Raw genomic sequence first — 25,220 nt, 5'->3', positions numbered from 1 at the left:
AAGGTATAATCATGGACGTAAAAGATGTAATGAACACTGAAGTTGTTACCTGCTCACCGGACACTCCAATCAGGGAGGTAGCACAACTCCTTAAGAAGGAAAAGATCAGTGGTCTTCCGGTAGTGGACGACGGCAAAGTAGTTGGCATTGTTTCAGAAGGAGACATTCTCGCACTGCTTGAGGTTCCGGAACATGGAGGTCTCTGGCTTCCAAGTCCTTTTGAGGTTATCGAAGTTCCAATCAGAGAGTTGCTCAACTGGGAAGAGACCAAGGAAATGCTTGAGGACTTCGGTTCAAAACCTATCAGGGAAATAATGACCAAGAGTGTTTATGCAGTAGGTCCTGACACATACATCGAAGATGCTTCCACAATCCTTAGCAAGCACAAGATAAACCGCCTTCCAGTAGTGGACGAGGACGGCACGCTTGTGGGTATTGTAACACGTGGTGACATCATCGCTGGTCTTGGACAATTGTGAGTTCAGCCAAATTCTAACTATAACCATCACAAAATCAAATCAAAATCATATTCAAGCAGAATAGAAGGCATATCATGAAATTCATTGAAGGCGGTATCTGTGCTGTAAAAGGCGTGCGTGCCGGTGGAATCAAACCCGGTAAGATGGGACTGGCAATCATTCAGGCAGAAGGAAACGCTGCCGGAGTTTACACCAGGAACAAGGTCATTGCAGCTCCTCTGGTAGTAACAAGGGAACATATCTCAAAGACCGGCAGACTCTCAGGTGTAGTCGTGAACAGCGGCAACGCCAATGCTTTCACAGGTGTTCAGGGTCTTGCTGATGCAAGAATCATGGCCTCCTCTCTCGCATCAAAACTCGATGTCAGCGAGGAACTCATAGGTGTGGCTTCCACAGGTGTTGTAGGTCGAAAACTTGACACCGGCTGGATAACGGCTCACATTGATGAAGTTCTTGAATCACTGGGTGAAGATGCCGATGCAAGTATGAGTGCAGCACGCTCCATCATGACAACCGACACAGTACCCAAGGAGATTGCAATTGAGATGGACTGTGGCATCCGCATAGCAGGAATTGCCAAGGGTGCTGGTATGATCGAGCCAAACATGGGTACAATGCTCGCATTCGTTTACACTGATGCAGAAGTTCACCCTGATGTTTTACAGTCATGCCTGACAGTAGCCGTTGACAAGAGTTTCAACATGATAGTAGTAGACGGCGACACAAGCACAAACGATATGGTTCTTGTAACAGCCACAGGCCAATCCGGCATCATTCCTGAAGTTTCTGACATTCAGGCAGGTCTTGATTATGTTCTCACAGAGCTTGCAAAGATGATAGCAGTTGACGGTGAAGGTGCTACCAAACTCATTGAATCCAAGGTGACAGGTGCAGCAACAGAAGAGGATGCTCGTCTTGTAACCAAGGCAATTGTACGCTCCCCACTTGTAAAATCTGCAATATTCGGTCAGGACCCTAACTGGGGACGTATCGTAGTTGCAGCCGGTTATTCCGGTGCTAACATGGACCCTGAAAAAATATCCCTTTCATTCTCAGCAGGAACTGAGGTTGTTGAGCTTGTAAAGGACGGTGAGGTTGTCAGGAATGACGAGGAAACCCTCTCTCAGTTGAAGTCCATCATGGCAGAGGATGAGATCTACATCATCACCGATCTTGGTATGGGTGACAAGAGTGCAACAGCATGGGGCTGTGACCTGACGTATGATTATGTCAGAATCAATGCTGAGTACACGACTTAATTTTCATTAGTAGTTTGAGGGAGTAATCCCTCTAATGTTCTTTTTTTATTGATTATTTCTTTCAAATCCACAATTTATTATGTGGATGGATATCGGAAAAATTAAATAATGTATATGGGTATGTAGAGTTGAAAAAATTTTAATATTTAATAATTCTCACTGTTCTGTTTAGCATAAACTTACACAATTGGATTAAGTAATATGGAATCACAAATGAAGACAGCCCGACTTATTTTCATGTTGATTATCTTAGCAATGCTTTTCCCTAATGTCAAAAGTGATTTCATGGATTTCGCGTCCACTGCACAATCATTGGACGACTTCACTCCTGAAAAAGCAACATACGATTATGATATGATAAGCAATATTGATTGTTCTCCTAATAACAAATATGTCGCATTTGGTTGTGTAATTGATAATTCTATAGTTCTATGGGATAAAAAAAAGGAAACGGAATCTTTTGGGTATAATGGAGTTCAAAACAGCGGAACGATTTATATTTTAGGAAGGGAGCCATACATTTATCCCGGATTGAAGTTTTCACCAGACAGTAAATATTTGTTGGTATATTCGAGTTATTATATTCCGGAGCTTATTAAGTCCCATCTCACACTGTATGATGTAGAAAACAAAACCATTGTTCGGGAACATGACGTAGTCAATAATGATATAGAAGATGTTGCTTTTTCCCCCGATGGGAAATACTATGCATCCTCTTATAAAACAGAAGAAGATTCTGGGCACTGTATTGTCAACTTGTGGGATACAAGAACAGGTGATATTGCAAATTCGATTATTAGTGACAATTATGGAGTAAAATCTCTCACTTATACTCCAGATGGTGAATTTATACTCATAAGTTTTGAAGGTAATAAAGGCAGTGCAGATAGTATCGTGTTCTTTGATGCAGATACAGGAGCAATTCATAAGACCTTAGATGGGATTTCTGCTTTTGACTTGCAATTTTCTAACGATGGAAGCATTTTAGCAGGAGAAAATGGGAATGAAAAAGGACTTTTGGTATGGGATACCAGTACCTATGATGTAATAGGTAGGTTTTCTGATATAGGACTTCCCTATGATGTTTCTTTATCACCCGATGGTAAATTCTTAATGGCGATCGATCCATCTGCATTAATTGTATGGGACATATCCTCAAAAAAACAGATTCTGAGGACTAAAAGCTACAAGCTGGATTACGTAGATGAGTTTTATGCAGCGACTTTTTCTGCTGATGGAAAACAGATAATAATTGGACTTGAGGCTACTGAAGATTCCATGTATTCAGTAGGAACCAAGTCAGATGAAAGCATGGTATTTGTTTATAATTTCACGGAGATTGTTGAAAGTTATTACCTGCAAAATTAGATATTAGCAATATAACAACTGCACTGGCAGTAGGAACATCTTTATAATATAATTTCTAGCTATAAGAATAGTAATGATGAAACAACAGGTGAATACTCTTAGAATAATCAGCACAATAATTATTCTGATTATTCTTTTCCCAGATGCAAAAGATGCATTCCTTGATATTACCTCCAGCGCAGAGTCATTAAGTGATTTTACACCAGAAGAACTACAAGATGACTATGCATGGATAAGTGAGATGGACAACTCACCTGATGGCAGATATGTTGCTGTTTTATCTTTTCCTGACAGTCCTATCGTTTTGCGAGAAAAAGGTGGAACCAAATATTTAGTAGATGATAAAACATCCAGTATGTCAGAACTAAAATTCTCATCTGACAGTAATTATTTGTTAATCGCCTCTAATGAATACAATCCAACAAAGAAGGATTTTGATAATTCTTATCTGACACTATATAATGTTACAAACAAGTCCATAATCAGAACCCATGAAATGGAAAATAACTATATCTCGGAGATGGCTTTTTCCCCAGATGGAAGATATTATGCATCACCTTATAGAAACGGTGATGATTCAGGAAAATGTGCTGTAAATATATGGAGTGTAGATTCAGGAGAGATTATACAGTCCATCACCAGTGAAAACTATCAAGCACAAGCTCTTACTTTTACGCAGGATAGCAAGTATTTAGTTGTAAGCTATACTGGTTCCGGTCATTCTTCAAGCAATACCATGTTCTATGATATTGGTTCAGGAGATAGCTACAGGACTTTAAATCAAATTTATGCTTTTGAATTACAGTTTTCTAATGATGGTAATATACTGGCTGGATATAATGGAAATGGTAAAGGACTTCTAGTTTGGGATACAGGCACCTATAAAACGATAGCCAAATTTACGGATATATCCGCACCAAATGATATGTCTTTATCATCTGACGGTAAATATCTGATGGCAATTGATGACTATGCATTAATGATATGGGATATATCCACAAAAAAACAAATTTTGAGGACTAAAGTTAACAATTTAGATTATGCAGATCGATTTTATACTGCAGAATTTTCTGCAGATGGACAGCAGATTCTAATTGGACTTAAAGTTTCTGAAGATTCCATATATTCGATGAATTCTAGGGCACATAGTGGTAGAATTTTTGCCTATAATTTCACGGAGATCGTTGAAAGTTATTATGCATAAAGAATGATGCGTATCTCGACATAGCCGAAATATAGAATAACCATATAATCTATCAGGGTATTTGAGGAAGATAATGTACAAGATATATGTGGACGGTCAACACGGAACGACCGGCTTACTGGTTAACGAGCGTCTGGCAAAGCATCCGGAAGTAGAGATACTTGAGATTCCATACGAGGAACGTCATAACAGGGAACTGAGAACCAAGCTGCTCAACGAGGCAGATCTGGTGTTCCTGTGCCTGCCGGATGAAGCTGTTGCAGACACTGTCAGTCTGGTCACAAATCCTGACACAAGGATCATTGATGCATCCACAGCTAACCGTACAAACGATTCATGGGCTTACGGACTGCCGGAACTCTCTGTCAAACACCGGGAAAATGTAGCCGGAGCAAGCAGGGTTTCCAATCCAGGTTGCCATGCAAGTGCATCTGTAGTTGCACTTTATCCTCTTATTGAAGAAGGAATCATCTCAAAGGATACAGCAGTTCCGTTGTTTTCAATCACTGGCTATACTGGTGGTGGAAAGCAGATGATACAGACATACGAGACCACAGAAGAGCGAGCTTACAAAGCACCAAGGCAGTATGCACTTGGTCTGACTCACAAGCATGTTCCTGAGGTCAGGGTACGCTGCGGTCTGAATGTAAATCCGATTCTCATGCCTGTTGTTTCCAATTTCCCAAGGGGTCTTGCAGTTACATTACCTCTTTCAGTTAAAGATCTGGAAAAAGCTGTAACAAAGCAGGATTTGTATGAACTCTACCAGAAGTATTTTGGTGATTCAACATTCATCCGCGTTCATGAAGTTGATGAAGCTGATGACCTTGTGGATAATGCTTTCGATGTTCAGGGTAGTAATGATACCAATTATTCAGATATCTACATCTACGGCAACGACGAGCAGATTCAGGTAATATCACGTCTGGACAACCTTGGAAAAGGTGCATCAGGTGCCGCTATACAGAACATGAACATCATGCTTGGCATGGATGAAACGACTGGTCTGCTTTGAGACCTTTCATTTAATATTTTACATTATTTTGATCATACGAGATATTTTGAAACATTATATTCGCAAATACTTTTTTGGATTACTCAATAACTAATGATACAGCTTTAAATAAATGGGCAGTATTCTATTTTTTAGGCTAAATAGGAGATTATATGGAAACAACAAGGATCGATTTAGCAAATCATATGAAAGATTTTGGGTTAGGACTATTGAGTCATTCAATGGACCATGCAGTTTTTGCGAATCCAGTTAATTCATATTGGAATGCTTTTGGAGTTCTTCATGCAGCACAAGCTTCTGAGATCATAATTAAGTCATGTATTGCAATAGAACATCCATTGTTGATTTTTACAAAAGTACCAAAATTAAAAGATTTGAAATCAGGTGCTTTATCTATTGAATCTTTATTAAATAATGGGAAAACATATCAGTATTCGGATTTGCCAGACCTTTTGTGGGCAACGACGGGATATACAATTAAAAATCTAGACTTTTATTATGATTTTGGAAAATTAAGAAATACTATACAACATTTAGCAGTTCCGGATATTGATTTATCCGAAGAAACTTTCAAATTCGTTTTTTACGTAATAGAACCTTTAATTGAACATTTTTGGAAGACAAATGTATTTCTAAATTTAGAAGAAGACGTTACAGCTGAGTATTTAATTGAAGCTTTAATAGATAGAAATATCGAAATAAATGGTTGGATTCCTGAAATGAAAGCAGGTAAAATGTATTATGAACCATGGATTAATACCAAAACAAAAAAGCGTATTTGGTCTTACCATAATTCTAATGTATTATTGGACTGTGAAATGGAATACTTTGAGAAACTTGGCACTATACCAGAAGATCATAACTTTAAGACGTGGGAAGACCTCTATAGTGATTCATCTGAAATGTAATATAATGTAATCAATTAGTCTAATCCTTTTTACTTTCAATTACTTTTTCTCCATCCATCGTTTATATATACTCTCTAAACATAATTTATACCAATTGGTGTAACTATGGAGATCGTGGAATGGGAGAAACGTTACGTTGAGGCTGTTTCTAATGTAAAGAAAGAGCTTGCAAACGTACAGGGCGTGTTCGTGGCTTATAACAGCAATGTTGATGCCATGAAACATGTACGCAAGGATGACATCAAGAAGCTTACAAATATCATCGGCTATGAAAAAGTCAGGGAAAAGATACTGGCGTACCCTCGTGAAATAAATGACCCGTCTGATTTTCTGGCAAGGCTCATCATCGCAATGCGTGATGGTAAAGCCGCCGAGGTTCCAACCTATACATCTGACCTTCATGAGTGGTTAATGGATAATATGGTCTTTGATTCCGCACGCATGGGTGGTCAGGCAGGAATTATCTCTAACTTACTTGCAAACCTTGGCGTGAAGAACGTAATTACATATGTTCCCTGGCTGTCAAAAGATCAGGCTGATTATTTTGTAGATTCTCCCAACCTGAAGCATCCTGTAATAGAAAATGGAAAACTGTATCTAAAACATCCGAAGGAAGCATACGATCCAAATCAGAAACCCAAAATCAACTGGATACTTGAATTCTCAAGAGGAATAAGTTTCAAATGTTCTGGTGAAGAATTCGTGGTTCCAAGAGATAACCGCCTTATCGTTTCATCAAGGCCAAAATGGCTCAGAATTGACATGAGTCCTGAAATGTACGAACAGCTTTCTGATATCAGGGAAGATATAGATGGGGCTATACTTTCAGGCTACCAGATGATCAAGGAAGAATATGATGACGGCACCACATACAAAGACTATGTGGAGCGTGCTGTAAGTGTCATTGAACGTCTGAAAGGCTGTAATCCTCAGATGCGCCTGCATGTGGAATTCACATCAATTCAGAATAAGATAATCCGCAAAACATTGCTCACAGATATTGTGAAAAAACACGTAACTTCTCTTGGTCTTGACACTGTGGAAGTTGCAAATGCTCTTAATGTTCTTGGTTATGAGGAACTGGCATATTCCGTAATCAACAAAGGAGAAAACAGCATAGTTTCACTTTACGAAGGCGCTGTGATGTTACTGAAGGAACTGGAACTTCAGAGAGTACATATTCATTCTCTTGGGTTCTACATTTGTGTAGTCTCAAAAGACCATCCACTGGATGCAGATGCACATCGTCAGGCACTACTTTTCGCATCAGCCGTGGCAGCAACACAGGCTGCAACCGGTAACATATCAGATATTGATGACATTGATCTTGGACTTGGAGTTCCGGTATACGATCAGGGCTACAGGGATTTGATAGAACTTGAAAAGCATCTGGTCAGGAACAATATATGTTCAGCCGAAGATTTCGAGGACGGGTGCATAAGTGCACCGGATCATGATCTTATTATAGTTCCATCCAAAGTTGTGAAAGATCCCGTTGCAACCGTAGGAATTGGTGATGCAATATCGGCAGGTGCTTTTGTTGCTTTACTGGCAAAAATGCCAAAAATAAATCTATGCAGAATAACGGAGTAACCGATGAATATTCTCTGTGCCTACAATGCTAATATTGATTCAATTTATCATATTGATGGCAGTGAATTATCCCAAATGTTAGGGGAACTTGAAGTTGAAAATCCTGCATTTGCAGACGAGTTCAATAAGAAAATCATCTCACCACCAGGTTCAATTTCTTCAAAACCTGATTTTTTGGCAGGTCTTATTACCTGCATGCGTGATGGTTCCGGCGCAGAGTGGATGATAAAAGATTCATCAGTATTTGAGTGGATAAAGAAGACATTCATTGATGGTTCTTTTATGAGAATGGGTGGCAACATGGGAATAATGTCCAACGTTCTTTCTGAACTTGGAGCTTCCAGAGTTGTCCCAAATGTGGCAAGCCTATCAAAGTTACAGCTTTCTTTTTTCTCAGGTAAAGCTGTTTATCATCCTTTTGAAGGCAAACTCTACAAGAGCTCAGAACTGGAAACTATACTTCCGGAACATGATACTAACAATAAACCAGAGCTTATACACTTTGTTTTTGATTTCAGAAAAGGAGATAAAGTGTCCCTTTCAGGAAAGGATTTTACAGTTCCAAGAGAGAACCGTTTCATAGCAACCTATGATCCGTTAAATTTTGAGCTCCATATGGACACAGAATTCAGAAAATACTCAGAAGCTCATATTGCAGATATGGACGGAGCCATAATTTCAGGTTATCATATGCTTCAGGAGAATTCTGAAACAGGCTCAGATTATAAATCTAAACTCGATGCATCCCTGATGCAACTTAAAAGCTGGAAAAATATCCGTAAAGATCTGCACATCCATGTTGAATTCGGTCATTTCTCATCAGATGACATTGCATTGTACGCATTTTCCAGTCTTTCCAAAATTGTTGACCGGATAGGAATGAACGAGGATGAACTTGCTATGCTTGCAGGATTAAATGGAATTGACCCAAAACCAATTCTTGAAATGGATTCGGTTGCAATTGCAGATGCTGCCATTTCATTATGCAATAATTCAGGACTTTGCAGAATGATCGTACACACAAGGGAATTCGTTGTTTCGGTTTCATGCATGAAAAATGATGACCCTGAAATTATAATCGAGGCAATGAAGTTTGGAGCAGGTTGTGCTGCAGCTTTTGCATGTTCCGGTAAACTTACTGACAGGAACAAGCTTCTTGAAATTGCATCTAAAATTCCTGAAAGTGAATCTGGCAAAAAGGAAAGTGAAAGATTGGCACAGCATATTGAGGATAAACTGAACTGCAGTACAGTATGCGGAATGCACGATTCATGTCAGGTAACCGTTGTTCCGACACGTATTTGCGATGAACCTGTTTCAACCGTGGGGCTTGGGGACACCATATCAGCCGCCATTTTTTTAAGGGAGCTTGAACTCAATTCCTGACATGTATACTCTTTTCTCTGAGAATTTCAATCTTGACTACACTCTTGATTGCGGACAGGTCTTCCGCTGGGACCTGATTGATGGCTGGTGGACCGGGGTTTTGAATGGCCATGTTGCAAGGTTGCAGCAGGACAAAATCAGCGGCGAAGTTCTTGTAGATTGCCCCCTGCCGAAAAGTTTTTTTGAGAATTACTTCCGCTTTGATGATGACCTTGACTCTATTCTTCAGGAAGTTAACAAAGATGAATTCATGGATGAAGCCATAAGCAAGTACATGGGTCTGCGTCTTATCAGGCAGGATCCCTGGGAGTGCCTGATATCATACATGCTTGCAACGGCGTGGAGTATTCCTAACATCAAGCGTGCAATTTCAATGATGTGTCAGAACTACGGTAAAGAGATAGAAGGTGGTTACTACAGTTTTCCCGAACCACACGCACTTGTTCATGCATGTGACGATGACCTGCGGGCTTGTAAGCTTGGTTTCAGGGGCGGACGTGTCATCAAGGCTGCGAGGCATGTTGAGGATGGAAACCTGATTCTTGATGATATTTTCAAGGTAGATTACGAGGAAGCCAAACAGAGACTAATGTTCCTTGAAGGGATCGGGGAAAAAGTTGCAGACTGTATCCTTCTTTTTGCATTTGATAAAATGGAAGCATTTCCGGTAGATACTCATGTTGAAAAGGTTGTGAAAACAGTTTACGGTCACCATGAATATTTCAATGGGAACGCAACTAAAAGCAAGATTGGTAATTGGGGAAGGATGTATTTTGGACGTTATTGTGGTTATGCGCAGCAGTATTTCTTTTATCAGAAAAGACTTGAAGGAATTTAACGGCTCTGTAGAATTCCTCATTTTCTTTTCAGAACAGAGAACATTGTTTCAACCAAGTTTTTGTTGTGATACAATTCTCTGTCAAATTTCCGTTCCATTTTTCTGCAGTAGAATCCTTTGATTCATTCCCCTTTCTTTGTCTAAAAGGAATCATATCTATGGATTCAAGTTGTTCTCTTGTTAGTAAATGTATATCTTCTGAATTTAATCGCTCAAAATAATATTGAAAATAGTTACTCAATTGAGTAAAAAATTTTTAATACTTAAATGGAACATAAAGTAATATTAAAAACTGCACTTGGGTAGAGAAAACATGAAACGAGGATACAAAATAATACTGGGTCTAATACTGATCATTGTCATATCTGCAGTACTTGCATCTCAGTGGTCGGAACAAAAAGGACAAGAACCATATGATGAACATTTTTCCTCGGATTATTATTATGCATTCTCTTTCACTACATCTGATATATTGAACAATTTCACGGTGTATATCCCATTCCTAGGACCGGAAACACAGTACTCATTTGGGAACACCATTAAGGAACAAGAATTTGGCAATACAGATCCATCTTGGGAATATGATCTTGTTGAAACTGAATACGGACTCATGCTTTCAATAAGTAATGAGAAGGTCGATCCACAAGTAATGCTGGATTATGAAAATCAAGCAAACGTAATCAGGGGGGAACAGGGTGAACATGAAGATTTTCGTTATACTTTCTATGTGGGTATGTCTGCAAATCACATAGTCAACACAAGCAATCCAATTGGAAATGAACCACTTTTAACTCCAATGTACAATATAAGTCAAATTTACAATGAAGAAGTATGGTCAAATACTGCTAAAACATATCAATATGATAGCAGGATATTTGCCGAATACAGTACTGATAACAGTACAAATGTGACAATCTCACTTTCTGGGGGCGGAAGCAATTCTTGGTCGCCAGAAGGAGAAGATGTCGATGATATAAACTACTACGGTGTCCGCATCGAATCCCAGCTATCGGGACCGCAGGACGGATGGATAATCACAAATGGTCGATTAATCACAGGAGAAGGAACCTATAGGGAGGAAAACAAATGAAAAGATCACGTTTTATTTTTGCCGCTGCATCTGTTACTATGTTAGCTGCGTTTATTCTGATGGTTATGCAATTCTTTTCTAGCTGTAGACCAACTTTATGCCATCCTTGCCATTTAAAATAAACTATCATGGGACAGCTATTTGCCCTGCTCCCATTTTCGCATAAAAATCCTGAAGTCAGGATATTTAATCTCAAGGATGGAATTATCTTCCAGAACTTCGAAGCTTTCCAGCACTGCTTTTCCGAGATGTTTGCCAAGTGAACACGTTTGCATTTTTTCCTGGAGCAGTTCTTTTGCAGTTGTGAACTTACGTTTTATATCTGCAACATAAAAACCGTCTTCAATATACATGGAAAACAGTTCATCAGAGTTACTGTACTTTTCCTTAAAACCTCTCGCATGTTCATTAACCCATACAGGAGGTCCTCTGTGTTTTTTCACAAAAGGGAGTTCTGATGATATGAGCTCAATAACGACTATAGACTGTTCATTTGCCCAGTATCCTGAGTTGATGATCTGAAAATCATACTCTTCCAGAAGTGCACAGATTGAGTTTTCCATCTTATCAAGTTGTGGGTACAGTATGTCGTCCACAAGTTCCGGAGTCTCAAAAATCACTGCGATAAATGAACTTCCTCTGGACTGCATCATTTCTTTAATCTCATCATCTGACATGGGCTCTTTTGCTTCCGGGAAAAAGAATTCTTCAGAAGGATTCTCAGAATAAGCTCTGCATGCATCGATAAACTGAGCAAAACGATTAATGGAAAGTGCTGCTGCAACATTTCTTTTAGGATCAGTGGGATCCACGACAATCAGGGGGTCTTCATGTTTTAATGTTCCATGTTCCAGCATGTCTATTACAAGTCCCGGTTTCCAGGTGCATGCATTGCGTATGAGATTTCGGAATGAGCCATAATGGACTATCAGAAGTTCTGTGAGGTAGCCTGAGAATCCCTGTGTGCGAAGTTCAGAGCCGTAGGTGCCGGTGCCTTTCATGAACTGTTTCATTATGAGTACATCATCTTCTCTTCCGGGTATGCTCATTTTGATGAACTCGTTGTGGAATGGTGTCCTGTCAACTGCTGATTTTATCTCTGATGCGGATTCAACGGCAAAGCAAGGTACTAGATCAACATCGAAGCCTTTGTAATTCATGTTCAGGTATGGATGTTCTGCATAGCGTTCTTCAACATTTGTGCCGTTCCTTGCAACTTCTCTTGCAATCAGGAGGCCATTTTCTTCAAGTTCCTCACGGCTAACGCTTTCTGGAAATGAGATAAAAACATCAAGGTCGTGTGTACCTGATATCCACGTGTTCCTTGCTGCAGAACCTACCAGCTTTGGAATGATACCATCTATTCCTTTTATTCTTGCAATGGTACTGACTCTTGCAAGTAATTCAGAAGCAACCTCCTGCAACTTTTCTTTTTCATCAGGACTGGGTTTTATCCTTTCAAGTACCTGTTCTTCGAGTGTCATTTTTGATCTTGGGATTTGAAACTTTATAATGGGGGCTAGTTATAAAAAAGTAATCAAGATACCATTAAAAAGTTAACCGGAACTTTAGCAGGTGATAAAACACATTTTAGCAAATACCTATGTTCTCTTTCTTGATTACGTGATTATAGTTCTTGTAACCCAGAATATCGGCTATCAGGTCAGTGTGTTGCCCTTTGACAAGTTCCAGTTCATCAGAAGTATAGTCCGTGATACCTTTTGCAAAGACATCACCTTCACAGACAATCTCTACGATTTCTCCTCTGTCAAACTCACCATCAACTCCTGTTACTCCCGAAGGAAGCAGGCTCATACTGTTGATTATTGCTTCTTTTGCCCCGACATCAACTTCGATGGAACCACATGATTTTGAAAGGAGTATCCAGCGAATCCTGTTCTTGTGTACGTCCTGGTTGGCAAGGAACAATGTTCCGATGTCTTCCCCGCAGAGCACTTTTGTAACAACGTTTTCGGTTGCACTGTTAGTGATTATCATGTAACAGCCTGACATATAGCATATCTTGGCAGCTTCAATTTTGGTTCTCATGCCGCCAACACCTTTCATGCTTGTAGGGCTACCTCCGAAGCTTTCTATTTCCGGAGTGATCTCTTCCACAAGGCTCAGGAGTTTTGCATCATCGTTGCGCTTTGGGTTCTTGTCATAAAGACCGTCAATATCTGAAAGTATAATGAGAAGGTCGGCTTCCATTTTACTGGCAACCATTGCAGAAAGTTTATCGTTGTCGCCGAATGTTGCTTCTATTTCATTAACTGATGTACTGTCATTCTCATTGATGATTGGTATGACACCATAACTAAGCAGAGTGGAAATGCTGTTCCGGAGGTTGAGATAGGTGAGCCTGTTTGAGAATGAATCGTATGTAAGGAGTATCTGAGCTACCTTCAGGTTGTGTTTTGCAAAGGATTCACACCACTGCTGCATTAGCACACTCTGGCCGACAGCAGCACATGCCTGCCTTACCGGTATCTCTTTTGGGCGGCTGTCAAAATCCAGAATGTCAATACCGATTCCAATGGCTCCTGAACTTACAAGGATGACCTTTTTTCCCATTTCATGAAGTTCGGCAACCTGGGCGGCCATGTTCTCCATGAACTGGCGGTTAAGCTTTCCGTCTTCGGTATTGATGGATGAGGTTCCTATCTTTACAACTATCCTGTTCACATCTTTGAAGAGCTCTTTCCTGTCGTACAAAAGTGATGCCTCTTAGTGTTGTTAACCTTTGTTATTTTCTGGAAACTGCATCGCCAACTTTCTTGTTGAGCTTGCGGTGTGTGAATTTCTTCGCTTCGGGACCAGCGTAGTCTGCAACTTTGTCTCCGTTGCCGACTAATATATACTTATAGATGAGGAGTCCTTCCATTCCTACAGGGCCACGGGCATGAATCTTGTTTGTACTGATTCCGACTTCTGCTCCTTTTCCATAGCGGAAGCCGTCTGCAAATCGGGTTGATGCGTTAAGCATTACGCTGGATGAATCAATAAGCTCTGTGAACTTCTTCTTCTTGAGGTCATTCTCTGTAATGATGGCGTCAGTGTGATGTGAACCGTAGTTGTTGATGTGCTCGATGGCTTCATCCATTGATTCTACTATCTTGATGGAGAGTGTGAGGTCATTATACTCAGTTCTCCAGTCATCTTCAATGGCTCTTGCTATGCTTTTAAGGAAGTCAATTTGTCCGAGTATCTCAAAGGATGTTTCGTCACAGCGCATCTGGACACCTGCCCCGTCATACATTCTTGCCATCTTTGGCAGGAATTTTTCTGCAATTTCCGCATTTATAAGCAGTGTTTCCATTGCGTTGCAGACAGCAGGATACTGTACTTTTGAATCAAAACATACTTCGTATGCCTTTGAAAGGTCTGCTTCATCGTCAACATAAACATGGCAGATACCGTCTGCATGTCCGAGAACCGGAATCTTTGTGTTGTCCTGCATGTATTTGACAAATGCATTGGAGCCTCTTGGGATTAGCAGGTCGATGTATGCGTCCATGCTCAGGATATCGTTGACTTCTTCCCTTGTTTCCATGAGCTGGAATGCACCGCTTGTCATTCCCTTTGTTGATTCTGCAGCTTCATTTAATAAGTCAAAGATCACGCGGTTGGAATTTAGTGCCTCGCTTCCACCTTTGAATATGGTTGCATTGCCGCTTTTAAGACATAAGGACATGACCTGTGGCACTACATCCGGGCGTGCTTCAAATATCACTCCAATAAGTCCGATTGGACAGCTTACCTGATAGAGTTCGAGTCCCTGATCAAGCTCAAGAGCATCAATAGTTTTACCTACCGGGTCTTCGAGTTTGATTACGTCACGGATTCCATCTATCATTCCGCTTATCTTGCTGTCGCTGACCTTGAGCCTGTCTACAAGAGCCTGGGAAAGTTCCCCTTTCCTTTTCAGCTTCTCTGCCGCTTCAATGTCTTTCTGGTTTGCTTCGAGTATCTTATCGCGATTATCGTCAAGTGCCTGTGCCATTGCTTCAAGAGCTTCATTCTTTGTGTCTGTGCTGACGCTTGCAAGAATGATAGACGCCTTCTTTGCTTCAATGACCTTTTCTTCAATTTCAAGAACCATGAATAAACCACCCTGGGTTTGTTAAAAGAGTGATGTCAGATTATATTGATTTTTATTCTACTATAGTAGATGAGCAGACATATTTACAAGTATACTTGTAGACATTGCACATAGTTCTTTGGTTTTATATTTGTCGATTATGATGTCAGAGTAGGTGTCTATCTTCGTGAATTCAACTTTGCAAGCAAGCGAAGAATTTCAAGATAAAGCCATACAAGTGTTACCATAAGTCCGAATGCACTGTACCATTCCATGTATTTTGGAGCGTGGGCTTCAACTCCGCTTTCTATAAAGTCAAAATCAAGTACAAGGTTAAGTGCAGCGACAATAATAACAACCAGACTGATTCCAATACTCAGGGGACTTGCATTATCTATCTGAAGTACGGGTATTGAACTTCCAAAAAAACCCATTGCAAAATTAATTACATAAACAACTGCAATCCCTGCAGTAGCAGCAAATACACCTAACTTGAAGTTTTCAGTTGGTTTTATGATATGTGATTTGTAGGCAAACAAAAGTGCAAAGAATACTCCTATTGTAAGAAAAACTGCCTGTGAAACAATTCCCGGGTACATAGTTTCGAAAAAGAATGATATGCCTCCAAGGGCAAGCCCTTCAAATGCAGCGTATATGGGAGCAGTAATAGTTGATGCGGTCTTTTTGAAAACGGTAATGATGGCTGTAATTAATCCTCCGATTACACCTATCATAATTAAGCCCTGACTCTCAGCTCCCAGCCCCCACGTGTACGTTGCAGTAAGAAGTAAAATGCCAAGCAAAATGAGTGACTTGTTAGCAGTTCCTTCCAGGGTCATAACGTTTTCAGAAGATGTCAGATTGCTAAATGTATTTTTATTCAAAGCTGGATTTGCTGTACGCATTATGTAATCACTCTTTGTTTTAATAAGTGGATAGTTAAGTTATCGTAGTATGAATTAGCTTTACTGTAATATATATTTTTATAGAATATTTTTTGCTTTAACGTCCTTACTTACAAGAAGGCTCTCGAATAGCAGATCAATTAACCAAATTTTCATTCAGATTTGTTTTTGCCCAAAGCCAGAATATCTGATCAAGTTCTCTGCAAGAAATATCGGTCAGCTCCGAAATCAACTCACATATCTGTATTTCATTTCCGAGTCCTATTTCTTTCAAAGCATTTTTGACATGGACATCAGGTTTTACAGTATCGATTCCAAGACACATCCTCAGATTTTGAACGGTAGCAATACCAACATTTTTAATACTCCTGATTGGGTCATTTTCATTAGAGTAATCAAATTCCTTTGCCCATTTTAGCATAGCTTCTTTGTCAGATTCTAATTCATTTTCTTTTTGATATTCTACAAATGCATCAATCATAGCTTGCAGCATTTCATAACGCCAAAAATGTTCTGTTGTGATGTTCAATCCTAAGACTTTGTTGCAGAATTCTTTTTCATCCATTCCTTTTATGAGATTCTTCATTTTTTCTAAGGAAGTAATGTGGCTATAATTTTTCTGATATTCTACAAACCGGGGTTCAGCTGTGCGTTCCCAATTCTGACGCATTGCTAAAACAGTATTTACTATAGCTTCGACATGATTTTCTGTCCATTCGTCATTTTGTTCTCTTTTTACTTTGTCAAGGATTGTTTCTTCAGAATTACTTATTTTGGTATTTTGCATCTCTTCTATTTTTTCTTTCAGATTTTCAATTACTGATGTCATAAATTCAACTTTTAACAGAAGGTATTTAAAATCTGTTATTTTAGTCTCTGTAGAAACCCTGCCATTAAAAATTAAAGGTAAGCAGCTAAAGGCAAGAAGCAAATCGTTTCCTCGCATCCTATTAATAACAATAAGTGGAATTATCCCGAAGGATCCGGCAAAGCCGGCGTTTTCCCACAAAACAGAATAATCTGTACAATACTCTGGAATACTTTCTTTGCAGAACTTCTTTAACATTCTATACAAATGCAATGATCTTCAGGTAAATATCAATTCAGCAGAGATGGAATGTGCCGCCTTCGGCGGATGGTTGCTTTATTTTTAGAGTGCAAATTGTTTTTGTGGAAATAAAATGGGGTCAAAGGCTGTATCAATCATATAAACAGGATTTCTACAGAGTCTTATTTTGAGTAAAGATTCCTTTACTTAGAACCCACATCTCATTCTAAGTAAAGCAAACTAAAGTTAGAGCAAAAATCAAATCATAATACAAACATTACACAATCCTTTCCACCACAGCCATCACAATCTCAATAGCTATGAGCACAATAATTATCCATTCAAGATAATTGGAATGCTCGATTCTTACCTCATCAGAGAGCATTGAATAATTGTCTTTTATCATGTCGATTTTACGATTTACACTCTCGCTCCATTGCTCGCTTCTTAGTGTTTTCAGGACGGTCGCATATACTCTTGCATAGTAAACGTCCTCAGTGACTTTGATAAGGTTGTTGACTTTCTCGGTGACTTCGGAAAGGGCTACGTTATCCTGCATTAGCTGTGTCATAATAGTCCTGTAAAGTTGTCTTCTTCTGAAGAATGATAATTTATCTGCAAGGGCAATGTCATCGTACATCTTTTCCATGCTTCTGCTCAGTTCCCTGTCATAGTAACGCAGCTCAAAGACCTGCACATTTGCAAACTCAATGAGGTCAAAAAGGTCTGTAGGAGTATCAGGGTCGCAGATCAGGGCAGAGTCCCAGGAAAAAATGGCACGGTCATTTTTACTGTAACTGTGAGTACCTTTGAGAATTTCCTCTCTCATCTGGGGTGAGAAATCTATTTTCTCGCCTGCAAGGAGTGGCATCGGGTCAATAGAATCATCCATCCAGTCCATATGGTAAATGGTATAGTCTTCAAAGAAATCAGGGGTAAATGAAAAGCCTTTGATGTGTGGTTTGAGTATATCTGCAAGCGTATTGAGGTGTGAAAGGAACAATTCTTCAAGTCCTTCCTGCTCAGAGAACAAAAGTGCAGTTTTCTCAAGGAATTTGAAATCTGCATCTCCTTTCTCGTAAGCGAGACACAGACTGATGGCACCAACACGGAAAATACGTGCAAAAACTGAGAACTTAAAGTTCTCTCCATCTTTTTCTACATTGCATTGTCCAAGCCTGATAAGCAATGGTGAAACATCTATTATGATTGATGTAGGCCTGACACGCACAAAACTTGCTCTTGCCGTTGTAAAACTGCTGGCAAGTTCCTTTTCAAGCCAGTCAAGGTCAATATCCAGTCCTATGTCATAGATCCTGTAAAAACGAATCGTTATCATGGATTATTATCTCCTGCGGAGAACTATGATCCATATTGGACAGTGTAAGCTTATAAAGCTTTACAAGGTGCTGTTAATTGCTATAATTTTTCTGTTTTCCTTTCAGTTATTGGTAAATCATCATGCAGTGACATGTGTTAGCATGCAACATTCTTCCAGATATCTTTATCAATAATCATTTTGTATGACTTGGCAGGAGATTAACATGAGCACACGCGAGTACATGCTGGGAAACGTTGCAATAGCACGCGGTATCGTAGAAGGAGGCGGACAGGTCATATCCGGATATCCCGGAACACCTTCCTCTGAGATCATCGGTACACTGGCAGCAATGTTGGTAAGAGACTTTTATGTAGAGTGGTCGGTCAATGAGAAAGTTGCCCTTGAAGTGGCAGCAGGTGCTGCAATGGCTGGCGTGCGTTCAGTAGTAACAATGAAACACGTCGGGTTAAATGTAGCAGCAGACCCCTTGCTCACACTTGCCTACACAGGTGTCAAAGGTAGTATGGTAATAATCGTTGCAGACGATCCTTCATGCCACTCATCACAGAACGAGCAGGACACTCGCAGGTACTCACAATTCTCACTCCTACCATGCTTTGATCCTTCCACACCACAGGAAGCCAAGGACATGATACCTTACGCATTTGAATTCTCTAATAAGGTCCAGATGCCTGTTATCTTCAGGCCTACAACCCGTATCTCCCACGGAAAATCCGATATTCAGCTCGGACCTGTGGAAGAAACCAGGCCTGCAGCAGAGTTTGTAAAAGAACTTGAAAGATGGGTCATGGTGCCAAAGAATGCAAGGATACAGCACCCTCGCCTTCTTGAATCCCAAAAAATAATGCAGGAAGAACTGGAAAACTCTCCGTGGAATTGTCTTGAACTCGCAGACGGTGCAAAGGTCGGAGTTATAGCATCAGGAATTGCTTCTGTTTATGCAAAGGAAGCCATCATTAAACAGGGAATCAATGCATCATTCCTGAAGATAGGAACATATCCGATTCCAGAGAAGAAGATTCGCACTCTTATGGAAAATACAGAGAAGCTAATCATTTTCGAGGAAATGGAACCTGTTGTTGAGGAACAGGTCAGGATAATCGCACAGCAGACTGGCTCAACTGTGGATATAGTTGGTAAAACGCCAGGTCCGGTTCCAAGAATTTATGAATTGAATACTGATATCTGTGCTGATGTTCTTGCAGAAGTCCTTGAACTTGAAAGACCGGATGTCCCTGCAGAAGTCGCAGAAGATTTCGATTACGACAGGTGCAGGATTGACCTGCCAATGCGTCCTCCTGTAATGTGTCCGGGATGTTCACACAGGGCAAGTTTCCATGTCATGAAAAAAGTCTACGGCAAGGATGCAATCTTCCCAAGTGATATCGGTTGTTATACTCTGGGAATCCAGAGTGGCACAGTTGATACAACACTCTGTATGGGTGGAAGCATAACCGTAGCAAGCGGAATGTATCAGGCAGGAGAGAAAAAACCAATCTGTTGCTCAATCGGCGATTCAACATTCTTCCACACTGGAATGAATGGTCTTCTCAATGCTATCTATAATAAAGCAGACATCACAGTAACTATAGTAGACAACCGCATTACAGCAATGACCGGTCATCAGCCAAACCCTGGAATGGGAAAGCTTGCAACAGGTGAGCCAACCATTGAAGTTTCCCTTGAGGAATTATGTAAGAGTATGGGTGCTGGATTTGTTGAAAGTGTTGACCCTTATGACCTTGAAAAGACAGAAGAGGTTTTCAAAAGGGCAAAGGAATACAAGGGAACATCAGTCGTTATCACAAGACAGTATTGTGTCATTGATGCAAAGCGTTCCGGTATTCGCAGGAAGCCATTAACTATCGATGCTGAGAAGTGCGTTGGTTGCAAACTCTGTGTAAACCTCGGTTGCCCAGCTATCGAGTTCGATACAACTACAAAGAAAGCATCCATAAATACAATGTGTACGGGGTGCGGAGTATGTGCAGCCCTTTGTAAGTTCGATGCCATCACGGAGGTGAAGAAATGAGTGCTGAAGGAATATCTAAATTCGATCTTGTCATTGCTGGTGTTGGTGGTCAGGGTACCATTCTTGCATCAGATATAATCGGAAAGGCTGCTGTAAAGGAAAACATGTCTGTGCGTGCAGCAGAGACGCATGGAATGGCACAGCGTGGCGGTTCTGTAGTAAATCACATCAGACTTGGCTGTGAACTTGGTTCAATGATTCCAATGAAAGGTGCTGATGTTCTGCTCGCACTTGAACCTAGTGAAGCACTCAGGTATCTTGAATTCCTATCCGATGAAGGTACTATAATAGTAAATACTGATCCGATTCTTCCGGTGACTGTGACCTCAGGACAGTGTACATATCCTGATGTCGATGCAATAATTTCAAAAATGGAAGAAACCCATAAGGTAAAAGCTTTCAATGCAACTGAGCTTGCAAAAGAAGCAGGTCATCCACAGTCCATGAACGTTGTCATGGTTGGTGCAGTTTCAAGCTACCTGCCGGTTTCCGTTGATACTCTGGTTGATTGTGCTAAGGAACTAGTTCCCCGGAAGACAATTGATATCAACGTAAAGGCTTTTGAGATGGGCAGGTCTGTAACACAGGGATGATTTTATCATCCTTTTCTAATCTATATTTTTCTAATTTTGAATTTATATTAGTATTATTGTGCACATAGCTGCAAAAATTTAGTTTTTCCCGTTTCTTTTTAGATCGAATTATTCTTTAATTATTCTATGCAGAGCATCCGGTTGTTTAATTTTAACTTCCTATTTATTTTAATTACTATATTATTTCTTTCGACATGTGTATACTTACTCAGGTATCTTTTTTATATTAATTCTGTTATTTTTAGCAAAGTCTTTAAATTATATTGTCTTATATTATATTGCACCATAAATTTTGGAGGGTAAAACTATGGTATCAGTTGGTCAAAAACTATTAGATGTTCCTTTCGGGGACATGATTAAAGAAATGGCATTTGCCATTGCCGAGGGTCAGACAGCACTTGATATGAATTCTGTCAATGTTGCACAGGCTCTTGCAGAGACAGAGCTAGAGGCTGGAAGTGTAATTCTCTACATAGAAGAAACAGTGGATGAGGATGGTAACGTAACTGCAAGTAATGTGGTTACCAATGACCAACCAATGTCCTTGTTGACTTATGGTATGGAGCCACGTTTCTATGAGTTTACTGAATCTATCATTGAAGTAAAAATGACTATATCAATGAAGAGGGAATACTCAACTGAAAGAAAGTATGGCAGAGAATTCAAATTTACCAATGAATCCAAGATCAAGGGAAGTTACAAGTCTGGCGGGCTTGCAGGTCTTCTCTTTGGAAAATCAAAGGCAAGTTATGAAAACACTACAAATGTTGCATACACATCTACCTATGATGCAACATATAAGTCAAAGTACACTTTCAATGAATCAGGTACAAGTCTCCTGAGGACCACTTTAAAGCCAGTGCCTGCTCCGGAAAGAGCTGTTCCGACCGTAAGGGTCAAAGAGAGCGGTTCTACAGAGTAAGGTGAATATTTGATATCAATGCAGAGCTTCTGCATTGGTAATCTTTTTTCAAAATAATCAGGAGGTATTCTATTGCCATCCATTAGTAGTGAAAATATCGAAGAGGTTCTTGTAAGTCCACTCTCAACAATCCTTGCTGAAATGGGCAAGTCAATTGCACAAACGCAGAAAGCAATGGATCGTAACTCAATTGATACTCAGATTGAACTGTCCAGTGATGAAGTACTCAAAGATTACAATCTGGAAGCTACATGGTATCATTTGCCTGAAGTGGATATTGAACTTAAGATGGCTCTTTCCATGTCATATGAAGAAGAAAAAGATTCAAAAGGTCGTGTCCGCGGATACAAACGAGTTCTGAAAGCAGCACCTTTGAATGCATCTTATAAATCACTTAATTCCTATGATGTAGAAGGCTCAAGTGTCCTGAAGGCAAAGATCGTATCGGTACCACCATCTTACCGGGTAACTGAAGAATAAGTATGGGAGGGGTGGAATGACTGATGTTAGTGAACTCAGGAAAAATATTGAAAGTTTGAACAAAGCAACGACTGCTGCGTCAAAAAGAAAAAGTTATCTTTTAGCTGAAAGAAGCGTTGCTTCCATTGAGGCCGAATTTAATAATATAAACAAGGAGCTTGTATCAAAATCAGATACACTTGAAAAACTCCGAAAAGAAAATCTGGCTTTAAAACAGGAATATAATGTACTTGATAGTCGCGTGAAGGATATCATCAATGAAAAGCTGGAGATGGAGAAGAAGCTGGAGCAATTATCACGTACAAGGCCAGAGCTTTCCTCAACAAATCTGGTAAAAGCTTTCAGTGATTCTCTTAATAGTATGGATTCCTCTCTAAAAGGAAGTTCCTCAAGGGTCAATTATAGTATTAGTTCAATGAACATTAAGCTTAAGACAAACATTGCCATGAATGGAAACGATCTTTGTTTCCAGTTACCTAAAGCTGATGATCTGATTCCTGCAAGTAATCTGAGTGAGGTGGAATTCACAATTAGCTCATCATCAAAGGCTCCTGAAGTTACCAGTTATGAGGATGTACCTGATGTTGTTGGTGTAGATCTTGAAACTGCAATTGCTGTTATCAAAGAAGCAGGTTTTGTTCAGGGCGAGCTCATTGAAAAGGACAGTGAATTTGAACAGGGTACTGTACTTTCGCAGATACCATCAGGTAATTCAGTTGCAAAGTCAGGTGATGCAGTAGATCTTGTAATTTCAAAGATCACGTCTGTTGAGGTTCCTGATCTGGCGGGTAATACTCTTGCATCTGCTAAGAAATCACTTGTAACTATCGGCCTATCTTTGGGAAAGGTAACTGAAGAGGTGAATTCCTTAAAAGCAGGTACGATTATAAGTCAGTCCATTGAAGCAGGTAGTTATGCAGATATTGGTTCTGCTATAGATCTTGTTGTTGCAAGTTCTAAAACAGAATTTGCTGCAGTTTCAGGAAAAACAACTGTAGGTTCATCAGTTTTAACACCGGCTTCCAAGCCAGTATCTAAAGTGTCTACTAGAATAAGTCCCACAAGGAAATCGGTTTTAAGGAAGTAATTGGAATGCCTGTTGAAACACATCTTGTAAGGGTTGCAGATAATGCAACTCCTTCCCAGATTGAGGGCATTCTAAAAGCTCTTGTAAGTATTGGGGGCCGGGTTGATGTTATTGCAAATAAAAGTATAATTGCCACCTTTGATGGCGATTACTCTGAAGTTATCAAACTCAAACCAGGCGTTCTTCTTGTTGGCGGCGTGAATTTCAGGGGCCGTACTGTGAGAAAAGTTGTTAAACGAAGTTCGCAATAAATTCAACATTGTGAACTTGCGTTTTCTTATCTTCCTATATATTACTGTAGCAAGCTTTTTCTTATTGTCAATTATACTTGAGGTAGTTAATGCATATGGTGTAAGTTTATAGGTTCATGTTTGATATGTATTCTTTAATTTGTTCTCTCATGTCTTCCTTATCTAGTGCAAAGTCTATTACTGCTTTTACGTATTCTACCTTATCACCTGTATCATATCTTTTACCTGTGAATTTGTAAGCATAGACTTTTTGTTCTTCGTTTAAAAGACGTATTCCATCGGTTAGCTGAATCTCGTTGCCGACTCCTATGTCTGTTTGTTTGATGCAGTCCAGTATTTCGGGAGTAAATACATACCTACCAATTGCACCGATGTTTGAAGGTGCTTCTTCTGGTGCAGGTTTCTCGATAATATCTTCAAGTATGTAGAGGGACTCATCCAGTGGCTGACCTTTTATGATTCCATAACTTCCTGTTTTTTCTATGGGTACTTCTTCTACTGCAATTGTTGATCGGCCGTATTTCATGAAATTATCGATTAGTTGTTTTGTACATGGCTTTTTGTTCACTATTATATCATCGCCGAGAAGAACTGCAAATGCTTCATCATTTATGTGTTTCCTGGCTGTGAGAATTGCATCCCCAAGTCCCTTTGGTTCCTTTTGGCGTATGTAGTGAATGTCTACCATGGATGATATGTCCTGTACAATTTTCAGGAGCTTTTCGTTATTTTTCTGTCGTAGATGATTTTCAATTTCGGGTGAATCATCAAAATAATCTTCAATAGATCGCTTGCTTCTACCTGTGACGAATATGATGTCATCAATGCCGGATGCAATGGCTTCTTCGACTACGTAATGGATTACGGGTATATCAATGATTGGCAACATTTCCTTTGGCATTGATTTTGTGGCTGGCAGGAATCTTGTCCCCATCCCTGCAACAGGTATTACAGCTTTTTTTACTTCCACTTTTTAACTCCTGATTTTACTCGATGGTATGTGATAACATATTAGTATCTGGTGTTTCTTTGATGAACTTTATCTATATATAATCTATACATGTAATATTATTCTGAAATTCTAAAATTGTCTTATCAACAAATTTATTGAAATGATCTTGCTTAAATAAGACTCTGCTTTGAGTTTATGCATGCGATTCATATATAAGCAGCAATATCATATTGTTGAATATCCTGCATTTTATACGAGTTATGTTCATTTGTATTTTCAGTCTATTTTCTTGCAAAGGCTTTATATATTATATATTCCTTTAATGGCGCAGCGTAGATTACATAGGAATATGTAATTCTGCATGTTTAAGATTACAGTGCGAAAAGT

The 25,220-nt window shown here is 39.7% G+C and carries 23 protein-coding genes; 16 read left to right on the top strand and 7 right to left on the bottom strand.

What is annotated here, in order from left to right:
* Window positions 1-11 precede the first annotated feature (11 nt).
* The 10 genes from V7O61_RS11910 (at window position 12) to V7O61_RS11865 (ending at window position 11,140) form a co-directional block, all read left to right on the top strand.
* The gene (locus V7O61_RS11910; protein ID WP_407281677.1) at window positions 12-479 is read left to right on the top strand and encodes a CBS domain-containing protein; all 468 of its coding nucleotides are present in this window, start codon (window positions 12-14) and stop codon (window positions 477-479) included.
* A gap of 74 nt (window positions 480-553) precedes the next feature.
* Window positions 554-1,738 carry a bifunctional ornithine acetyltransferase/N-acetylglutamate synthase gene (gene argJ / locus V7O61_RS11905; RefSeq protein WP_288069482.1) on the top strand — a complete coding sequence of 395 codons (1,185 nt, stop codon included), beginning with the start codon at window positions 554-556 and terminating at the stop codon, window positions 1,736-1,738.
* Window positions 1,739-2,050: 312 nt separating this feature from the next.
* Entirely contained in the window at window positions 2,051-3,106 is a 1,056-nt protein-coding gene (locus V7O61_RS11900) for a WD40 repeat domain-containing protein (RefSeq protein WP_407281678.1), read from the top strand.
* A gap of 73 nt (window positions 3,107-3,179) precedes the next feature.
* The gene (locus V7O61_RS11895; RefSeq protein WP_407281679.1) at window positions 3,180-4,310 is read left to right on the top strand and encodes a WD40 repeat domain-containing protein; all 1,131 of its coding nucleotides are present in this window, start codon (window positions 3,180-3,182) and stop codon (window positions 4,308-4,310) included.
* Between the two features lie 73 nt (window positions 4,311-4,383).
* Window positions 4,384-5,325, top strand: a complete 942-nt coding sequence (gene argC / locus V7O61_RS11890) for an N-acetyl-gamma-glutamyl-phosphate reductase (RefSeq protein WP_407281680.1) — start codon at window positions 4,384-4,386, stop codon at window positions 5,323-5,325.
* A gap of 152 nt (window positions 5,326-5,477) precedes the next feature.
* The gene (locus V7O61_RS11885; protein WP_407281681.1) at window positions 5,478-6,233 is read left to right on the top strand and encodes a hypothetical protein; all 756 of its coding nucleotides are present in this window, start codon (window positions 5,478-5,480) and stop codon (window positions 6,231-6,233) included.
* Window positions 6,234-6,338: 105 nt separating this feature from the next.
* Window positions 6,339-7,826 carry an ADP-specific phosphofructokinase gene (pfkC, locus tag V7O61_RS11880; protein WP_407281682.1) on the top strand — a complete coding sequence of 496 codons (1,488 nt, stop codon included), beginning with the start codon at window positions 6,339-6,341 and terminating at the stop codon, window positions 7,824-7,826.
* A 3-nt stretch (window positions 7,827-7,829) separates the two neighbouring features.
* Window positions 7,830-9,212 carry an ADP-dependent glucokinase/phosphofructokinase gene (locus tag V7O61_RS11875; protein ID WP_407281683.1) on the top strand — a complete coding sequence of 461 codons (1,383 nt, stop codon included), beginning with the start codon at window positions 7,830-7,832 and terminating at the stop codon, window positions 9,210-9,212.
* 1 nt (window position 9,213) lies between these two features.
* Window positions 9,214-10,050 (top strand): DNA-3-methyladenine glycosylase family protein, encoded by an 837-nt coding sequence (locus V7O61_RS11870; RefSeq protein WP_407347401.1) that lies wholly within the window; start codon window positions 9,214-9,216, stop codon window positions 10,048-10,050.
* Window positions 10,051-10,363: 313 nt separating this feature from the next.
* Window positions 10,364-11,140, top strand: coding sequence for a hypothetical protein (locus V7O61_RS11865; protein ID WP_407281685.1), 777 nt, complete (start codon window positions 10,364-10,366; stop codon window positions 11,138-11,140).
* A gap of 137 nt (window positions 11,141-11,277) precedes the next feature.
* Here the strand turns inward: V7O61_RS11865 and cca are convergent, their stop codons facing one another.
* The 6 genes from cca to V7O61_RS11835 all read right to left on the bottom strand — a co-directional run bounded on the left by cca (window position 11,278) and on the right by V7O61_RS11835 (window position 18,513).
* The gene (gene cca, locus V7O61_RS11860) at window positions 11,278-12,624 is read right to left on the bottom strand and encodes a CCA tRNA nucleotidyltransferase (RefSeq protein ID WP_407281686.1); all 1,347 of its coding nucleotides are present in this window, start codon (window positions 12,622-12,624) and stop codon (window positions 11,278-11,280) included.
* A 106-nt stretch (window positions 12,625-12,730) separates the two neighbouring features.
* A complete protein-coding gene (gene proB / locus V7O61_RS11855) occupies window positions 12,731-13,855 on the bottom strand; it encodes a glutamate 5-kinase (protein ID WP_407281687.1) in 1,125 nt (374 codons plus the stop codon).
* Window positions 13,856-13,886: 31 nt separating this feature from the next.
* Window positions 13,887-15,242 (bottom strand): glutamate-5-semialdehyde dehydrogenase, encoded by a 1,356-nt coding sequence (locus tag V7O61_RS11850; RefSeq protein WP_407281688.1) that lies wholly within the window; start codon window positions 15,240-15,242, stop codon window positions 13,887-13,889.
* Window positions 15,243-15,400: 158 nt separating this feature from the next.
* Window positions 15,401-16,126: a Bax inhibitor-1/YccA family protein gene (locus tag V7O61_RS11845; protein WP_023845783.1), complete on the bottom strand. Its 726-nt coding sequence runs from the start codon at window positions 16,124-16,126 to the stop codon at window positions 15,401-15,403.
* Window positions 16,127-16,262: 136 nt separating this feature from the next.
* Entirely contained in the window at window positions 16,263-17,192 is a 930-nt protein-coding gene (locus tag V7O61_RS11840) for a hypothetical protein (RefSeq protein ID WP_407281689.1), read from the bottom strand.
* Window positions 17,193-17,451: 259 nt separating this feature from the next.
* Entirely contained in the window at window positions 17,452-18,513 is a 1,062-nt protein-coding gene (locus V7O61_RS11835) for a hypothetical protein (RefSeq protein WP_023845784.1), read from the bottom strand.
* Window positions 18,514-18,718: 205 nt separating this feature from the next.
* Here V7O61_RS11835 and iorA point away from each other — a divergent pair, with 205 nt between their 5' ends.
* The 6 genes from iorA to V7O61_RS11805 all read left to right on the top strand — a co-directional run bounded on the left by iorA (window position 18,719) and on the right by V7O61_RS11805 (window position 23,881).
* Complete coding sequence (iorA, locus tag V7O61_RS11830) at window positions 18,719-20,548, top strand: indolepyruvate ferredoxin oxidoreductase subunit alpha (RefSeq protein ID WP_407281690.1); 1,830 nt, start codon at window positions 18,719-18,721, stop codon at window positions 20,546-20,548.
* Complete coding sequence (locus V7O61_RS11825) at window positions 20,545-21,141, top strand: indolepyruvate oxidoreductase subunit beta (RefSeq protein ID WP_023845786.1); 597 nt, start codon at window positions 20,545-20,547, stop codon at window positions 21,139-21,141. The genes iorA and V7O61_RS11825 overlap by 4 nt, the downstream gene beginning before the upstream one ends.
* A gap of 307 nt (window positions 21,142-21,448) precedes the next feature.
* Window positions 21,449-22,063 (top strand): hypothetical protein, encoded by a 615-nt coding sequence (locus V7O61_RS11820; protein ID WP_023845787.1) that lies wholly within the window; start codon window positions 21,449-21,451, stop codon window positions 22,061-22,063.
* Window positions 22,064-22,135: 72 nt separating this feature from the next.
* Window positions 22,136-22,543 (top strand): hypothetical protein, encoded by a 408-nt coding sequence (locus tag V7O61_RS11815; protein ID WP_023845788.1) that lies wholly within the window; start codon window positions 22,136-22,138, stop codon window positions 22,541-22,543.
* 16 nt (window positions 22,544-22,559) lie between these two features.
* Window positions 22,560-23,630 (top strand): PASTA domain-containing protein, encoded by a 1,071-nt coding sequence (locus V7O61_RS11810; RefSeq protein ID WP_288069461.1) that lies wholly within the window; start codon window positions 22,560-22,562, stop codon window positions 23,628-23,630.
* Between the two features lie 5 nt (window positions 23,631-23,635).
* Window positions 23,636-23,881 (top strand): hypothetical protein, encoded by a 246-nt coding sequence (locus V7O61_RS11805; RefSeq protein WP_407281691.1) that lies wholly within the window; start codon window positions 23,636-23,638, stop codon window positions 23,879-23,881.
* Between the two features lie 106 nt (window positions 23,882-23,987).
* Here V7O61_RS11805 and galU read toward each other — a convergent pair whose 3' ends face one another.
* Complete coding sequence (gene galU / locus V7O61_RS11800) at window positions 23,988-24,851, bottom strand: UTP--glucose-1-phosphate uridylyltransferase GalU (RefSeq protein ID WP_407281692.1); 864 nt, start codon at window positions 24,849-24,851, stop codon at window positions 23,988-23,990.
* Window positions 24,852-25,220: the final 369 nt, after the last annotated feature.

This window comes from Methanolobus sp. WCC1, from assembly GCF_045690315.1.
Classification (GTDB): Archaea; Halobacteriota; Methanosarcinia; order Methanosarcinales; family Methanosarcinaceae; genus Methanolobus; species Methanolobus tindarius.
The sequence above is the reverse complement of the archived record's forward strand: the minus strand, read 5'-3'. Positions and strand labels throughout refer to the sequence as shown.

Coding starts and splice junctions, on each gene's coding strand:
- V7O61_RS11910 (WP_407281677.1), top strand. CDS start 12: ATGGACGTAAAAGATGTAATGAACACTGAAGTTGTTACCTGCTCACCG.
- argJ (WP_288069482.1), top strand. CDS start 554: ATGAAATTCATTGAAGGCGGTATCTGTGCTGTAAAAGGCGTGCGTGCC.
- V7O61_RS11895 (WP_407281679.1), top strand. CDS start 3,180: ATGATGAAACAACAGGTGAATACTCTTAGAATAATCAGCACAATAATT.
- argC (WP_407281680.1), top strand. CDS start 4,384: ATGTACAAGATATATGTGGACGGTCAACACGGAACGACCGGCTTACTG.
- V7O61_RS11885 (WP_407281681.1), top strand. CDS start 5,478: ATGGAAACAACAAGGATCGATTTAGCAAATCATATGAAAGATTTTGGG.
- pfkC (WP_407281682.1), top strand. CDS start 6,339: ATGGAGATCGTGGAATGGGAGAAACGTTACGTTGAGGCTGTTTCTAAT.
- V7O61_RS11875 (WP_407281683.1), top strand. CDS start 7,830: ATGAATATTCTCTGTGCCTACAATGCTAATATTGATTCAATTTATCAT.
- V7O61_RS11870 (WP_407347401.1), top strand. CDS start 9,214: ATGTATACTCTTTTCTCTGAGAATTTCAATCTTGACTACACTCTTGAT.
- V7O61_RS11865 (WP_407281685.1), top strand. CDS start 10,364: ATGAAACGAGGATACAAAATAATACTGGGTCTAATACTGATCATTGTC.
- cca (WP_407281686.1), bottom strand. CDS start 12,624: ATGACACTCGAAGAACAGGTACTTGAAAGGATAAAACCCAGTCCTGAT.
- V7O61_RS11850 (WP_407281688.1), bottom strand. CDS start 15,242: ATGGTTCTTGAAATTGAAGAAAAGGTCATTGAAGCAAAGAAGGCGTCT.
- V7O61_RS11845 (WP_023845783.1), bottom strand. CDS start 16,126: ATGCGTACAGCAAATCCAGCTTTGAATAAAAATACATTTAGCAATCTG.
- V7O61_RS11840 (WP_407281689.1), bottom strand. CDS start 17,192: ATGTTAAAGAAGTTCTGCAAAGAAAGTATTCCAGAGTATTGTACAGAT.
- V7O61_RS11835 (WP_023845784.1), bottom strand. CDS start 18,513: ATGATAACGATTCGTTTTTACAGGATCTATGACATAGGACTGGATATT.
- iorA (WP_407281690.1), top strand. CDS start 18,719: ATGAGCACACGCGAGTACATGCTGGGAAACGTTGCAATAGCACGCGGT.
- V7O61_RS11825 (WP_023845786.1), top strand. CDS start 20,545: ATGAGTGCTGAAGGAATATCTAAATTCGATCTTGTCATTGCTGGTGTT.
- V7O61_RS11820 (WP_023845787.1), top strand. CDS start 21,449: ATGGTATCAGTTGGTCAAAAACTATTAGATGTTCCTTTCGGGGACATG.
- V7O61_RS11810 (WP_288069461.1), top strand. CDS start 22,560: ATGACTGATGTTAGTGAACTCAGGAAAAATATTGAAAGTTTGAACAAA.
- V7O61_RS11805 (WP_407281691.1), top strand. CDS start 23,636: ATGCCTGTTGAAACACATCTTGTAAGGGTTGCAGATAATGCAACTCCT.